This is a genomic window from Polynucleobacter sp. 86C-FISCH, assembly GCF_018882415.1.
In the GTDB taxonomy this organism is placed as follows: domain Bacteria; phylum Pseudomonadota; class Gammaproteobacteria; order Burkholderiales; family Burkholderiaceae; genus Polynucleobacter.
Genome location: NZ_JACVOL010000001.1, coordinates 1,476,162 through 1,490,897, shown reverse-complemented (window position 1 = coordinate 1,490,897; position 14,736 = coordinate 1,476,162). Strand labels below are relative to the sequence as shown.

Here is a 14,736-nt window from a genome sequence, read left to right as displayed (position 1 = left end):
TCGGACAAGTGTAATTGGTAATTGCATTTTTCGCATATTGTCATAACGAAATATATATAAGGCTTACCCTCTATTGCACTGCAACATTAAATCATGTCAAAGCCCTGACCTTCGATCGCTAGGAATTCTCTGGTTAGCGCGGCAACAGGGTGATACAAATGCATCTCTGGAATCCCTTCTATTGCATCGCACAATTCGTCATACCAGGGGCGGATATGCTCATTGAAAAAAACCCTTTGATTTGTAAGGTTTGAGACTTCAACATCATCCCCAGCAATTAGGTATCGCATGACTTCACAAAGCGCGGAAATATGGTCCTCGGTTTCAGTAACCTCTTCGGCTGCCTCAAGCCCAAATCCCTCTAGAGCTTTGCGAATATTGACCAAAGGCTTCTCATTGAGATGGCCTGCCATATAAAAAGAGCCATTTAGAACAACATTAGGTTTACCAACGCTAATGAAATTCAAATCAAACTCATCATGCCAAGCCTTGGCAGGGTTATTTTTGGCAACTTCAACCACATCCATCCATACTTTGGCTAGTGGCGCTTCGTTAGCGGCATCTTGCTGATCCGCTGTAGCAGCGATTTGATCTAATAATTCTTGATCGGGTGGCATCTGAAAAAAGCGCGCAATCAAGCCATATAAATCTGCTCTTGCCAAATCCTCTGGCAAACCAACATCCCCCACTTCGGTAGATGCATTTTCATTAATTAAGTCTTTTGCTATTTCGCTCATGTTTCTTTTTTCACCATATCTACTACGCGACAATCACTACACATCTTCAATCGATCCATTGCTGCCCCAGCAAATGCGCCATGAGCGCCCAACTTAGTCAGCATCAAGTCAACCATCTTCAATGTTCCAAAAGGTTTTCCACAGCTAATGCAATGGAAAGCCTGGGTTTCATTCAAAGTGGATCTCTGTTTACGCTGCTCTACAGTCTGCAAGCGAGGCGCAAGAGTTAAGGCCTTTTCTGGGCAAGTTTGCGCACAAATACCGCATTGAACGCACTGCTTCTCAATAAAGGAAAGGATGGGCTCATCAGGATTATCTAAAAGCGCACCTTCAGGGCAACTGCTTACACAAGACATACACAAGGTGCAGGCATCTTTGTTAATTGTTAGTCCGCCCAATAATGAGGACTTGGGAAGCGCCACGCCTGCTTCAGGTAAAGGCGTCTTCGCTTGCTTTTGCAGATGCTCTAAAACAGCTTCTAATGTTTCTCGCTTTTGATTGGATAAGCCCATGCTTGTGGGAGTGCAAATTGAATTTAGCGAGCCGCGTTGACGTAATGCGCCCATTGCCTTTGATGCTGTTGCCAAATCATCGGTGGAGCTTGCCAGTATCAACTGAACACGCTCATCAAAACCATATGCTTTCAGAATGCTATTAGCTAATTCTGCCTGCTCTTCGAGAGCAGCACGGTATGCAGGATCTTCATCCCCACTTAGCAACAAGATGACTTCAGCAAATCCATAGGACAAGGCACCTAGCCACAAGTCCAAACCAGTCGAAGCGATGTGTTCAATGCCATAAGGAATTACAAATGCAGGAAGGCCTTCAAACTGCTTTGGCATGATGTGCGAGGATCTACCCAAGCCATCAATCATTTGAGTACCAGCTTTTAACGTGTGCAACAGCAAACTAGGGGCCATTGCTTGGTTAAGTTTTTTAGCTTCGGCTGTAAATACATTCGCCACTGTTTTTAATTCTTTGCCCTGGTGAGAAACACTCGGATAGCTGTAGCTCATGGCACCAGACGGGCAGGAAGTAGCACAGGCGCCACAGCCCATGCATAGATTTGGATTTACTTCTACAGAGCCTTGGCCATTTTTAAAGATGGAACCAATAGCACCGGTTGAGCAAACATCAATGCAAGCACTGCAACCTACTTTGCCATTGCGACCATGCGCACAAATCTTTTCGTTATAAGTAAAGTATTTAGGCTTTTCAAACTCACCCACCATATCTGACAATTGGTTTACAGCCAATGCTTGATCCAAAGGATCAACGCCAGGAGCAAAGTAGCCTTGCGGGGTTTGACTCATGCGCATTTTAGGATCAACACGCAAATCCAAAATCAAATCAAATTCAGAATTGCGTCCGCGCTCTTTTCGATCAAATGAGATAGCGCCAATACCAGCGCAGGCAGTAACGCAGGCACGATGAGATTTACATTTATTCAAATCAATCTGGAAGGAGAGATCAATAGCACCTTCAGGACAAACTTCTACGCAGGCACCACAGCGGGTACACATCTCTGGGTCAATCGGATTTTGCAAATCCCAATCAACTGAAAAGTTACCGAGATATCCATCTAGCTTAGTAACAGCGCCTGTATAGATTGGGTAGCTTCTATTGAGTGGCAAATCACCAGGCTCGGTACATAAAACGGAGACGTCTAAAGATGGACTTAATTTTTCAGCCCAAGGAGTAGCTTGGGAACCAGCACCAACAATCAGCAACCTGCCCTGGCTTTCATAATTCACCACTGGAACTGGGTCAGCTTCAGGCATATCAGCCAAAGCTAGTAGTGCAGCAATCTTGGGTCCCGATACTTTTGCTTCTTGCGTCCAACCGGCAACTTCACGGATATTTACAAAACGCAGTGGGGCAACTAGAGGCTTCTCAGCTTGATCCGCTAACTCACCAAAAAGCGCAGCTTCTTGTGTACACGCTACTACTACAGAATCTGAGCCCTCAAGAGCCTTCAAAAAGGATCCGACTTCTTGTCTACATAAAGAAGTGTGCATCGGCACGCCGAGTGCTTTTGCATCCAAAGGCATGGTGCTATTACAGTTACAGACTAATTTTTGACTCATGCGCTATCTTCTTAAGTTTTTTTCTGTTCAGGCTCAATTGACGGTTCATTTGGCACTCCATCAACTTGAGCAAGAGGGTTTTGCTGGGGGGATGTTAAATCAGTTTGCTGTTGTACATCCAAAGCATTCGCCTCCAGCTCAGGATTAGCGGCCTGAACTTCAGTTTGCCGGGAAACTGGGGATACCTCTTTAGCGGAGTCATCAGCAGTCTTGCTGAAAAGATTCAGCATATCGCTCTGCACCATTCTTTCAAGCATTCCTGGCGGCAGAGGGTCTGGTTTGCTGTAATCGTCAATGTAGATATCTAGCCCATCCATGATGTTGAAATGGGGGTCAGTGAACATTTTCTTTAAAGCAGCCTGTTGAACAGTAGGATCGACATCCGGCTTCATAAAGGCAGAAAAATCGGGGTCAAAGCGATCGATCTTCGCAACATCGTCTAACGTAGGTAACGGCGGGGTCTCCTCTGCAGCTTGCTCAACAGAAGCCACTGGAGTCGCCTCTTTGGGCGCCTCAGTTTTATTCTCTACAGGATCGGCTTCTAATCCAGCCTTGCGCTTAGACCAACGACCGAGAAACCCATCAGCCATTATTCCTCCGCAGGGCGTTGTGCACCCTTAAATGATGCAGGCTTATGACGCTTTTTAGGCTCTGGATGATATTTTTCATTTACATACTCTTGTAGCCAAGATGCATGTTGCTCACTCATGGGAACCGTATCAACTGACTCTCCTCCATCTAGCAAGCGAGCTGCTTCGTTATAACTAACGCAAATACGATGCGGAATTGCGAATGACGATTCCGCCTTTGCCAATTCAAGAGATTGCTCGTCGACATAGCGCTCAATATCTTCCTCAAGACGCCACATCACAAACCAGCTTGGGGTTGTGGCAGAGACGTTGAGGTAGTAACCCTCAGCCTCATCAGGAAAAAGATCAAGTTCGTAGCCAGTAAATAGCCAAGACTCTCCCTCGGCATCGCGCCCAAGAAACTGACCTGAAATAGCATTGCTTTGTTTGCTATTAAATTGCCCCAAATCTAGCACTACCTCTTGAGGCGCCCAGCGGTAAGAAACCCATGGGTTATCAATATTTTGTTTACGCATTAATACAGCAAAGCGCATAAATGTTCAGGGCCTTAGGTGTTTTGAACAACAATGTTCGGAAATTTACTGCTCATATCTTTGGATAGAGTAGCAACACGGATAGCAACCTGTCTAGCAATGCCTTTATATATCGCGCTAATTGCACCGTCAGGATCCGCAACCACTGTAGGACGACCAGCATCTGCCTGCTCTCGTATAGATAGATTCAAAGGTAGATCACCTAAGAAATCCACTCCATACTCTTTGCACATCTTTTGGCCACCGCCAGTACCGAATACATGCTCTTCGTGCCCACACTTTGTACAAACGTGGGTGCTCATATTTTCAATGATGCCGATGATAGGCACGCCTACCTTTTCAAACATCTTCAGGCCTTTGCGAGCATCTAACAACGCAACGTCTTGAGGTGTAGTAACAATCACTGAGCCAGTAACGGGAACTTTTTGCGCAAGAGTTAATTGAATATCACCAGTACCTGGTGGCATGTCCACAATTAAATAGTCCAAATCACGCCAGCGGGTTTGACGAAGCAACTGCTCGAGTGCAGAAGTCACCATTGGGCCGCGCCAGACCATTGGCGCATCATCATCAATCAAAAAGCCAATTGAACTTGCCTGCAAGCCATAAGCCTCCATTGGCTCAATCGTATTCTCTTCAAGAGAGTCTGGTCTACCAGTAATACCCAACATCATTGGCTGACTTGGGCCGTAAATGTCTGCGTCCAAAATACCAACCTGCGCACCTTCGGCAGCAAGCGCTAATGCCAAGTTCACAGCTGTTGTCGATTTACCAACGCCGCCTTTGCCACTAGCAACCGCAATAATATTTTTTACACCAGGCAATAGCTTCACGCCACGTTGCACTGCATGCGCAACAATTTGACTAGATATATTGACGCTGACATTTTTAACACCAGACAATTCGCGCAAGGCATTGATAACTGATTTGCGAATCGAATCAAACTGACTCTTAGCTGGATAGCCTAGTACGATGTCTAAAGAAATATCGCCATCTTCTACACGGAGATTCTTTACGTTTTTTGCGGTAACGAAATCAATCTTAGTATTAGGATCAACTAAGCCTTTGAGTGCTGCCTGGACTAACTCTGGTGTAACCGACACAACCTTCTCCTATGCTGAACAATTCCGAGGCTGCTGCCTCAGAGCGATTAACTGCTTAAATATATGAATAAGAGGGTAGATTAACCGCGCCAGCAAAAATTTGCTTACACGCGCCAATAACAACGAAATCTACATTTAATTTATTACCGGAAAGCCAGCGTCCGTTATGAGTTGACTGGCCTGCGTTTCAGATAATGTCGTTTCTAGGTTGACAGTCTGGCTCGCCAAGTCGGCCTGAACTTTGGCTTGAGGGTCCTGAGCCTGAATTGCTCTCGTGACCGCATTAATACAGCCCCCACAAGTCATCCCAGATACTTTTAAAGTCAACATATAGGCCTTTTTGATGTAAATACGGCTTGCATGCAGTAGATTATCTTCTATATGAACCCCCAAATAGACACTAAATCAGAGCTATTTACTCTGGATATCGGCGGGATGACCTGCGCCTCGTGTGTAGGCAGGGTTGAGAAGGCTTTGGACAAAATGCCGGGCGTAGAGGCTGCCAGCGTGAATTTGGCAACGGAACAAGCCAAGGTGCGCTTAAAAGCAAATTCTGGGCTCAATGCGGACGACCTTATCGCCACAGTCCAAAAAACAGGCTATGAAGCAAAAATCAGTAGCCCTCATCAAATTTCAGTAACGGCACCCTCTAAGCTGTTTTGGGGAGCAGATGGTTTGGGGCGCGTATTGCTGGGGTTCGCCCTCTCCGCACCACTTTTTCTCCCGATGCTCCTCATGCCTTTTGGCATACATTGGGCGCTTTCGCCAAAGTGGCAACTTCTGCTTGCCACTCCAGTGCAATTCTTTTTGGGATGGCGTTTTTATAAAGCAGGCTTCAAATCTCTCATGTCGGGCGTGGGCAATATGGATTTGTTAGTAGCGCTCGGCACAAGTGCAGCATACGGCCTCAGCATCTATCAAATGATTGCATCACCTCATGCGAGTCACGAACTGTACTTTGAAGGATCTGCGGTCATTATCTGCATGGTTTTACTAGGCAAATGGTTAGAGGCCAGAGCTAAGCAACAAACTAGCGAAGCAATTCGTGCATTACAAAAGTTGTGGCCGGAGCATGCCAAAATCATTGAGCGAGATATTGTCATCACTGAGAACTCTGCCTTAGATCAATTTCACGACCTACCTTTAGATCAGGTATTTCCGAAAGACCGTGTCTTGGTTCTGCCCGGCGAGCGCATACCAGTGGACGGCATCATCCTACTTGGCAATAGTCACATTGATGAATCACTACTCACTGGAGAAAGTGATTCAGTCAAAAAACATATCGGAGAAAGAGTCATCGGCGGCTCACTCAATGGCGAAGGTGTCTTGGTCATTGAGGCTCAAGCGGTGGGCGTTGAGAGCGTACTTTCTAAAATCATCTCCCTGGTTGAAGATGCGCAAACCCAAAAGGCACCAATACAAAAATTGGTAGATCAGGTGAGTGCTATTTTTGTTCCTAGCGTGATCGTGATTGCAATCATTACGGGATTGGCAAACTGGTTTTATTTGGACTCAGCATCTATTGCTATATTGAGAGCAGTCTCTGTACTCGTGATTGCTTGTCCATGCGCACTAGGACTTGCAACGCCAGCAGCCATCATGGCAGGAACCGGGGTGGCAGCGCGTTTTGGAATTTTAATTAAAGACCCACAAGTTTTGGAGTTGGCGCATCGCTTGAATGTTGTTGCGTTTGATAAAACGGGAACACTCACTGTTGGCAAACCAAGACTACTGAAAGTCATTTCTTTTAGCGGATCATTTTCTGAGAATGACATTCTGGCAACAGCTGCAGGTCTTCAACTTGGTAGTGAGCACCCTCTTGCAAAAGCACTTCTAGACGCCGCCAAACAAAATGGCTTGACCCCAATAACGCCGACTGATAGCAAAGCATTGCCGGGCATTGGCATTAGCGGCAAACCTAGCGCTGGTGCTCTTGCTGGACAGAGCCTTACCCTGCAAAGTATTGCATCCCTAGAGAGCAACCACCATCATGCCGAAATACTAGGAAAGGCTCAGACTTGTTTTGAGGCCGGTCAGACTGTTTCAATCTTGATGAACAATGAAGCGCTCACTTCGCCAATTGCCATATTCTCATTTGGGGATGAGCTGAAAGAGAATGCTCAAGAGGCAATTACCTCATTACGCCATCTCAATATTCGCGCTGTAATGCTCTCTGGTGACAACATCGCTGCTGCAAATCGTGTTGCAAAAAATATTGGCATTGAAGAAGTATTTGCGCAAATAATGCCAAGCGATAAAGCAGAGATTATTCGCAAACTTCAATCCAAAGATGGACATCGCCAATTTGTTGCGATGGTAGGCGATGGTGTCAATGATGCGCCCGCCTTAGCTACCGCAGATGTTGGTATGGCCATGTCTACTGGTACTGATGTTGCAATGCAGGCTGCTGGCATCACCTTAATGCGAGGCGACCCCACATTAGTTGCAAATGCGATTGATATCTCTAAGCGAACCTGGCAAAAAATTCAGCAAAATTTATTCTGGGCTTTTATCTTTAACGCCACCGGCATCCCCTTGGCTGCGCTGGGCTACCTCTCGCCGATGCTGGCTGGAAGTGCCATGGCGCTGTCTAGCTTTTGCGTTCTGAGCAATGCGCTCTTACTCAAGCGCTGGCGCCCTACTCACTACTAAAAACATCTTTTTAGTACGTTTTACTTATTTTGTATTCTTACGAATTAATTCAATATCGCCATAAAACGCTCGTGTCTCTGACTTAGTGTTATCGGTATCCGTCAGTAAAGCAATGCCAATGACTTCACCAGGCGCTTCGCCATAGGCACGCTTATAGTCAGCAGCTAAATCACGCTGGTGTTTATGCCACTGCCCTAAATTGTCCCAACCAGAATCCACCACAATCATTTTGATACGAGAAGTATGTGCATTTGTAATGATGGTATCGACAGGTGATTTTCCAGACCAGATATACATCAGCGTGGCATACGGCATCTCTTGACCACTAATGAGATTGGCCATCTCAAAAGTCATTTTTTCTTTTAAGGGTAGCTTGGACTTATTGCCATCAAATGCAACCAAAATACGGAGCGGCGCATCGTCAGCATAACCATCGGCATTGTCAGCATTAACGATTGGGTTCAGCGCCTTCCATTCCCATTGCAATAGTAGGTTGGATGCCTGACGAGGACGCAACTTCACCGCCAATCCAGATGCAGAGGTTTTCGAATTTGCACTCAGCACTGTTTTTCCTTGGTAACTCTCAAGGCGATACACCGTATTCTTTTTAAAGGGTGCTATGCGATAAAAATTCCACCCGTTTGGCATGCCGTTTCGGGCTGTCTCAGCAGAGAATTTAGGCAGCTCCTCTTGGGCCGGCAGCTTTTCAGCATTAAATGGTTGACCGGCTTCGTTTTGCACCGAATCACCACTTAAGCCAGCACAGCCGACCAACATAAGGATTGTGCTGAGAATTAAAAATAAAGGGGCTCGCTTCCACATGCCTTAATTGTCCCAAAGATTGCTCGATGTGAGTCTAAAATCATCTAATGCGCCATCAATCACCCTCAAGCTGGGCCGTAATCTGCGTCTTTATTGCCGCGGTGGTGCATTTGGCCCTTGGTTTTTCTATTGAGTTCTCAGTAGATGAGGCTCACTACACTTTATATGCCCAACACTTGGCTTGGAGCTATTTCGATCACCCTCCGTTAGTAGGTTGGATTCAGTGGCCTTTGGTTGCCCTAACATCCTCAGAGGGTGTTATTCGCTTTATCCCAGAATTGCTGTGGATCATTTCTTGTTATTTGGTTTATCAAGTCACGATTGAGCTTCATCGTCTAATTCAAGGACGTAATGCTGGTTACCTCACTAGCGCACTACCATCAGCAAATTTATGTGGTCTTTTGGCAGTGTTAATTATTACTACTGCACCGATGCTACATGTACTAGCAATTGGTTTATTGCCCGATACCCTGCTGGCACCGTTAAGCCTTGGTCTGATGCTAATGGCACTTCGTTGGCTTAGGAAAGATCAATTCAGCATTGGTGATTGGATTGTGACTGGCATCTTGCTCGGCCTCGCGGGCCTTAGTAAATACACCGCCGCATTTACAGCGTTTGCATTGTTGTTTGTATTCCTCAGTTCACCCAGAAAATCTTGGTTTACAAAAGCAGGCTTCTGGCTAGCAGCATTGGTAGCCCTATTGCTCATCTCACCCGTGCTTTATTGGAATTGGGTTAATGACTGGATTTCATTTAAATACCAGCTTGCCCATGGGGGCGGCGGCGAATGGCTTTGGCGCCGACTGGCTGCGTACATTGGCATTCAGATTCTCGTCTTTGGACCGCTCTTCATATTAGGTTGCGTAATCTTTATAAAAGACTGCATGCATGGGGCAAAGCTTTCTCTAGTTGCGCTTTTAGGATTCTTTTTTATTCCTTTTGTAATTTTTACTAGCTTAGCGGGTGGAGGCGGTCTTCCTCACTGGACCTCACCTGCATGGTTCTGTCTCGCTCCTTTTGCCGGAATTGGTTTAGCAAAAGCATGGGCAATGCAACATCGTCAATGGATTCGCGTTTTGTTTTTCATCCAGATTGCAATGTGTTGTATCGGCTTTGCTTATGTCTTATCGGGAGGCATTAATACGGCCTCGATTAAATCGAATCCAATTGCCGATTTATATGGATGGAAAATTGCGGGTCAGAAAGCAGCGGAGATTACTAAAGCCACCAAAGCAAATGGCATCGCTGTTCAAAACTGGACCTTAGGTAGTCGCGCTGCTTGGTATGCATCGCCTACCCCGGTATTTGTCTTAGATCAGAGGCAAGATCAATTTGACCTCTGGTTCGGCGAGATCCCGATTGGCGCAAATATCCTTCTTATTAGCTGGTCAGGTATGACTTACCCTCTGCCGGTAGGCAATAAGTCCGCCTTTGAGGCATGTCAGCCCCTTGATAGTCTTGAAATTGAGCGATTTGGTCGAATTTTGTCCAAATTTGACTTTAGCCTTTGCAGCAACTGGCGGGGACCAGGTACTTCAGAGTAATTCCCTCAAATTCAAGACCTTAGGCGCCCAAGGCATTATCCTTACGCTTATGAGTTCACAAGCCAAACCCACCCCAAAAACCCAATCGGGGTGGAAATCCATTCTCAAACGAGCTTGGCCCACCATTCGGGTTCTTCTGTCCATTGCATTGCTTTGGAAGGCTACTAGCGGAATTGACTGGCATGCATTAATGGATTCCCAAATAAAGATGGAGCCAATTTGGCTAGTTGCAGCCGCTATTGCTATTTGCTGCGCCTTTATCTGCGGAGGATTGCGCTGGGGTTTTCTTATGCGGAGTGTTGGATTCCAAGGCAATTTAAGAAATTACATTGCCCTCTACTTTGCTGGCGGGTTAATCAATCAAGGCTTGCCCAGCACATTAGGCGGCGATAGTTATCGCGCAATTACAGCAACACATTTAACCAACAGCGATAGCTTGAGCGATACAAAAGAGCTTGACCAAGAGCTGCATCATTCCGTTGACCTAGAGCATGCAGCCCCAAAATTACGGCTTAGCTTTGCAATGACCCTAGTTGATCGTCTATTGGGCCTGGCTGGCAATAATTTACTTGGCGGTCTTGGGCTAGTTCTAGGCGGCGCAACGCTCGCTACTTGGGGGCAAGATTTGGGTTATGTAGTTTTAGGGGTGATGATTATTTCGGGGGTGCTAATTGGATTGGTATTGGCATGGGGCACAAGCCGTCAATTACTACAAAAACTTTTAGACCGCCTGCAAATGAATAATGCGATGCCAGGAATTAATCTAGCTTTTTCTTGGCCAATGAGCATGGCTCAAGCCGTATTCGCAATTGGAATTCATGGTTTTATTATTTTAGCTTTTGGGTTCTGTCTCAGGGCATACGGTGCTGAAGCTCCAATCTCCAGTCTCATGATTGGCTTACCTGCCCTCAGCCTTCTACTGATGTTGCCGATCAGCATCTCTGGATGGGGATTGCGTGAAGCCACTCTTTCTTCAGTCTTGGCCTTATGGGGTGTGAATCCATCATTAACAGTACTGGCCTCCATCAGCTATGGAGCAATTACTGTTTTGTCAGTTCTTCCTGGCGCCTACTTTTTATTAAAACGAAAATAATTTTTTAGAGCAAAACTATGACTATTAGCGTCAACACTATGCGCGCCATTGATCATTGGGTCGGCGTACCTCTATGTGCAATCGTGAGTCCTGTTATTGCTTTGATTGATGGCATTAAGAATATATTTAATCGCGGGCCGGAGACTCCAAAAAAATTACTCTTTATTGAACTTTCTGAAATGGGTAGCGCGATTTTGGTAGACCCAGCAATGCGCAATGCGCAGGCCCGTGGAGCAGAGATATTTTTCCTTATCTTCAAAAGCAATCGTGCCAGCCTCACTTTGCTCAATACTGTTAAACCAGAAAATGTCTTCACAATCGATTCATCAAGCCTGGGTGGCTTAATCAAGGACACCCTGCTCTTTCTGATGCTTGCTCGCAAGCATCGTATTGATACCGTTATTGATTTGGAACTGTTTTCACGCTTCACAGCTTTACTAACTGGCATGTGTGGCGCACGCCGTCGCGTTGGTTATCACATCTTTCATGGCGAAGGCTTGTGGCGTGGTTTCATGTTGACCCGTAAGGTCCATTACAACCCACACATTCACATTACCAAGAATTTTCTGTCATTAATCCATGCAGCCTTTGCTCAAAAGATTGAAGTTCCTTTTAGCAAGATTGAAATTCCAGATTCAGAGGTTCGCTTAGAGCAGGCCATTATCAATCCAAGCGTTTTAGGAAAAGTTCGCGAGCGAATTGAGAAGCTAGCTAAAGAAGCCAACATCCATTACGTGCCTGGAAAAAATCGTCTCATTCTGATTAACCCAAACGCGAGCGATCTTCTGCCACAACGCCGTTGGGCACAGCAGCGTTTTTCTGAGTTAATTCAAGCCATCCACCAGAAATACCCAGATGATCTAATTCTCATTACTGGATCGCCTGCTGAGTTTGCCTATGTAGAAAAAGTTCGTGATGTAGCAAATGTTAAAAATGCACTGAACTTTGCTGGGCAGGTTAGCTTTGCTGAGTTACCACCCCTTTACACCTTATCCGATGTGATGGTGACCAACGACTCTGGTCCAGGCCATTTCTCAGCGGTAACTCCATTAAGAACTGTTGTTCTCTTTGGCCCTGAAACTCCAGCCCTCTATGGCTCTGTTGGCAACTCCATCGCCATCACCGCTAACTTGGCTTGCTCTCCTTGCGTGAGCGCCGCTAATCACCGTAAAACACCTTGTCATGACAATGTCTGCATGCAAGCCATCACCGTTCCACAAGTACTAGATAAAGTGATTAAGCAATTACAAGATGCAGATCAGGCAAAGGCTCGTTAAGCCGCATGAGTAAAAATGCAATACCTGGGTTTGCTTGGTTTATCCCGCTAGCCCCGCTCGCACTTGCAGCCATCATCTACTTTGGCGACCATCAGAGCAGCAGCTTTCTTTTTATCAATCAATTTACCCAGCAGTTACCAGACACACTTTGGGCTTGGCTTACCTTCCTAGGTAATGGCTGGGGTGTTTTTGCACTAGCTTTCCCGCTTTTACTATTAGCGCCAAGAATCTTAACTGCAGGCATATTTGCTGGCGCTATAGCGGCCGTAACAAGCTCGGTATTAAAAGGCATATTCAATCTACCAAGACCCGCGGGCATTTTGACTGAAGGAAGTTTTTATCGCATCGGTGAAGTACTGCTTCATAGAGCATTTCCTTCAGGTCACACCCTTACAGCATTTGCCATTGCCAGCGCTTTCTATTTCTCAGCATCCAGAGAAAAAAGGGCGCCACTTCTGCTTTTATTTGTCCTAGCTGCATTCGTAGGGCTTTCGCGTAATGCTGTTGGAGCGCATTGGCTCACCGATGTTTTAGGGGGAGCAGGATTTGGTATTTGGTGCGGCATGATTGGAGCATGGTTAGCCAATCTTTTCCCGGAGAACCAGCTGGGACCCAAAAAGATATGGGCTCACATCATTGCACTTGGTGGTGTTGTAGCAACCTACTCTCATTTCACCCAAAAAATGGATCTTGAATTAAATCAACCACTGCAATACGCTTCGATCGCCATTATTGTGATTACGCTTGTGCTTTATGGCAAAGCGCAATTTACTCAAGCACGTCCAAAATGAGCGCGATCTAATATGTTTAGCTACAGACATGCGTTCCATGCTGGCAGTCATGCGGATATCCTGAAGCATCTCACCCTGATTCATTTAGTTCAGTACCTACAAGAGAAGCCTGGCGCTCTCACGATGGTGGATACCCATGCAGGTGCTGGCATTTATAGCCTGCAAGACGGTTTCTCAACTGTCAGCAAAGAAGCAGATGGTGGAATTTTTCGCCTCACTCAATATATAGAAACCTGCAAGCATGCGAATACGCCAATTCCAGAAAGTATTTTGGAGTATTTGAAATTCATCAACGCAGAGAATATTGATGGGCAACTGACAACTTACCCCGGATCCCCCTTTATTTTGGCGCGTCTATTGCGCCCGCAAGATCGTCTTAAGTTGTTCGAATTACATCCTAAAGAGATTGATATTCTTCGCCACAATATTGGCGAGCTGAAGCAATCAAAACAGATTGATATTTATGCCGAGGATAGCTTTTCCAGACTTAAGGGATTGCTCCCCCCTCCTAGTCGGCGTGGCTTGGTATTGATTGATCCCTCTTACGAGGATAAGCAAGACTATCGCTATCTTGAGGCCGCCATGGAAGAGGCATTGCAACGCTTTGCTACTGGCTGTTATGCAATCTGGTACCCCGTGATTTCCAGAAGAGAATCCATCGCCCTGCCTGATCGTCTGAAGAAAATTGCCGCAACGCATAAACGCTCTTGGCTCCATACAGAATTACGAGTTGAAAATGCGCCTGGTGAACGTCGTCTCCAGTCTAGCGGCATGTTTATTATTAATCCACCTTGGACCCTAGAAAAACATTTGGCTCAAGCCTTGCCTACCCTAACGAAAGCTTTAGGCATTAATGGTGGCGGTCAGTTTTTACTAAAAAGCTTTGAAGCGAAGAATTAGTCACGTAGGTTAATCATGACCTCGTTGCGGCGCATAAACGGCAAAGTCCAAGGCGGGTTGTAACGCGCAAAATTCGGAGTACCAGCACTTTGTAGATTCTTGGTCTTCATCCACTGCTCAAGCTCGAGCGTTTTCTCAGCAACTTTTTGGTCGTTATAAAAACCACTAAAGCTGATGACAGCCTTTTTTACTGCCGGAATTTGACGCAATTGCACCTGAGAATTTAGTGGCTTGGGAATCGTTTCCATTGTGTACTCAGCCGGCATCACAAACGACACAACCCATTTACCAGCATTTGACTCAATCCCCACAGGGGCAGTCATGGCAATCTTTGCATTCTTTACTGATTGATCTACTACCGTGACCGGTGCAGTCATCGCTATTTTTTCACTCACTTGGTTCTGACCAAATATATAGGCTGCAATTAAACGGAAGCCCTGGCTGGATGCCCCATCCAAATCGCCTTCAACCTGAACTTCGGCCACAATCATTGGCGCATAGGCGCGGATTTCAAAAGGAGGTTCTTTTTCAAGAACAGCGTACTTTGGCTCTTCGGTTGCCATGACTGCCCCTGTAAATGTAAATGCAATGAGAATGAGAACGCCCC

General features: G+C 46.0%; 14 protein-coding genes. 6 read left to right on the top strand and 8 right to left on the bottom strand.

The annotated features are described in order from the left end of the window. Positions 1 to 86: 86 nt before the first annotated feature. From ICN10_RS07545 to ICN10_RS07520, 6 genes are all read right to left on the bottom strand, one after another. Positions 87 to 737 (bottom strand): molecular chaperone, encoded by a 651-nt coding sequence (locus ICN10_RS07545; RefSeq protein WP_216214268.1) that lies wholly within the window; start codon positions 735 to 737, stop codon positions 87 to 89. Further along, positions 734 to 2,824 (bottom strand): 4Fe-4S binding protein, encoded by a 2,091-nt coding sequence (locus ICN10_RS07540; protein WP_216214266.1) that lies wholly within the window; start codon positions 2,822 to 2,824, stop codon positions 734 to 736. The genes ICN10_RS07545 and ICN10_RS07540 overlap by 4 nt, the downstream gene beginning before the upstream one ends. An 11-nt stretch (positions 2,825 to 2,835) precedes the next feature. Further along, complete coding sequence (locus ICN10_RS07535) at positions 2,836 to 3,414, bottom strand: DUF3306 domain-containing protein (protein ID WP_216214264.1); 579 nt, start codon at positions 3,412 to 3,414, stop codon at positions 2,836 to 2,838. After that, positions 3,414 to 3,929 carry a DUF3305 domain-containing protein gene (locus tag ICN10_RS07530; protein WP_370626200.1) on the bottom strand — a complete coding sequence of 172 codons (516 nt, stop codon included), beginning with the start codon at positions 3,927 to 3,929 and terminating at the stop codon, positions 3,414 to 3,416. Before ICN10_RS07530 ends, ICN10_RS07535 begins: the two co-directional genes overlap by 1 nt. Positions 3,930 to 3,961: 32 nt before the next feature. Then, a complete protein-coding gene (gene apbC / locus ICN10_RS07525) occupies positions 3,962 to 5,050 on the bottom strand; it encodes an iron-sulfur cluster carrier protein ApbC (RefSeq protein WP_216214259.1) in 1,089 nt (362 codons plus the stop codon). A 135-nt stretch (positions 5,051 to 5,185) separates the two neighbouring features. Further along, the gene (locus tag ICN10_RS07520) at positions 5,186 to 5,380 is read right to left on the bottom strand and encodes a heavy-metal-associated domain-containing protein (protein WP_216214257.1); all 195 of its coding nucleotides are present in this window, start codon (positions 5,378 to 5,380) and stop codon (positions 5,186 to 5,188) included. Between the two features lie 51 nt (positions 5,381 to 5,431). Between ICN10_RS07520 and ICN10_RS07515 the strand changes: the two genes are divergently transcribed. Continuing rightward, positions 5,432 to 7,702: a cation-translocating P-type ATPase gene (locus ICN10_RS07515; protein ID WP_216214254.1), complete on the top strand. Its 2,271-nt coding sequence runs from the start codon at positions 5,432 to 5,434 to the stop codon at positions 7,700 to 7,702. Between the two features lie 24 nt (positions 7,703 to 7,726). On the opposite strand, the gene ICN10_RS07510 is transcribed toward ICN10_RS07515, so the two are convergent. Next, complete coding sequence (locus tag ICN10_RS07510) at positions 7,727 to 8,479, bottom strand: DUF3047 domain-containing protein (RefSeq protein WP_255536835.1); 753 nt, start codon at positions 8,477 to 8,479, stop codon at positions 7,727 to 7,729. Positions 8,480 to 8,571: 92 nt separating this feature from the next. Between ICN10_RS07510 and ICN10_RS07505 the strand changes: the two genes are divergently transcribed. From ICN10_RS07505 to ICN10_RS07485, 5 genes are read left to right on the top strand one after another with little or no spacing between them, the layout of a single operon-like run. Beyond that, entirely contained in the window at positions 8,572 to 10,068 is a 1,497-nt protein-coding gene (locus tag ICN10_RS07505) for a glycosyltransferase family 39 protein (RefSeq protein WP_216214251.1), read from the top strand. Between the two features lie 49 nt (positions 10,069 to 10,117). Continuing rightward, the gene (locus ICN10_RS07500; protein ID WP_216214249.1) at positions 10,118 to 11,161 is read left to right on the top strand and encodes a lysylphosphatidylglycerol synthase transmembrane domain-containing protein; all 1,044 of its coding nucleotides are present in this window, start codon (positions 10,118 to 10,120) and stop codon (positions 11,159 to 11,161) included. Between the two features lie 17 nt (positions 11,162 to 11,178). Next, positions 11,179 to 12,438 carry a glycosyltransferase family 9 protein gene (locus ICN10_RS07495; RefSeq protein WP_216214247.1) on the top strand — a complete coding sequence of 420 codons (1,260 nt, stop codon included), beginning with the start codon at positions 11,179 to 11,181 and terminating at the stop codon, positions 12,436 to 12,438. 5 nt (positions 12,439 to 12,443) lie between these two features. Then, complete coding sequence (locus tag ICN10_RS07490) at positions 12,444 to 13,229, top strand: phosphatase PAP2 family protein (protein ID WP_216214245.1); 786 nt, start codon at positions 12,444 to 12,446, stop codon at positions 13,227 to 13,229. A gap of 12 nt (positions 13,230 to 13,241) precedes the next feature. Beyond that, positions 13,242 to 14,129 (top strand): 23S rRNA (adenine(2030)-N(6))-methyltransferase RlmJ, encoded by an 888-nt coding sequence (locus ICN10_RS07485; RefSeq protein WP_216214242.1) that lies wholly within the window; start codon positions 13,242 to 13,244, stop codon positions 14,127 to 14,129. On the opposite strand, the gene ICN10_RS07480 is transcribed toward ICN10_RS07485, so the two are convergent. After that, on the bottom strand, positions 14,126 to 14,692 hold the full coding sequence (locus ICN10_RS07480) for a heme-binding protein (protein ID WP_216214240.1): 567 nt from the start codon (positions 14,690 to 14,692) through the stop codon (positions 14,126 to 14,128). The two genes, ICN10_RS07485 and ICN10_RS07480, sit on opposite strands and share 4 nt — an antisense overlap. Between the last annotated feature and the right edge of the window lie 44 nt (positions 14,693 to 14,736).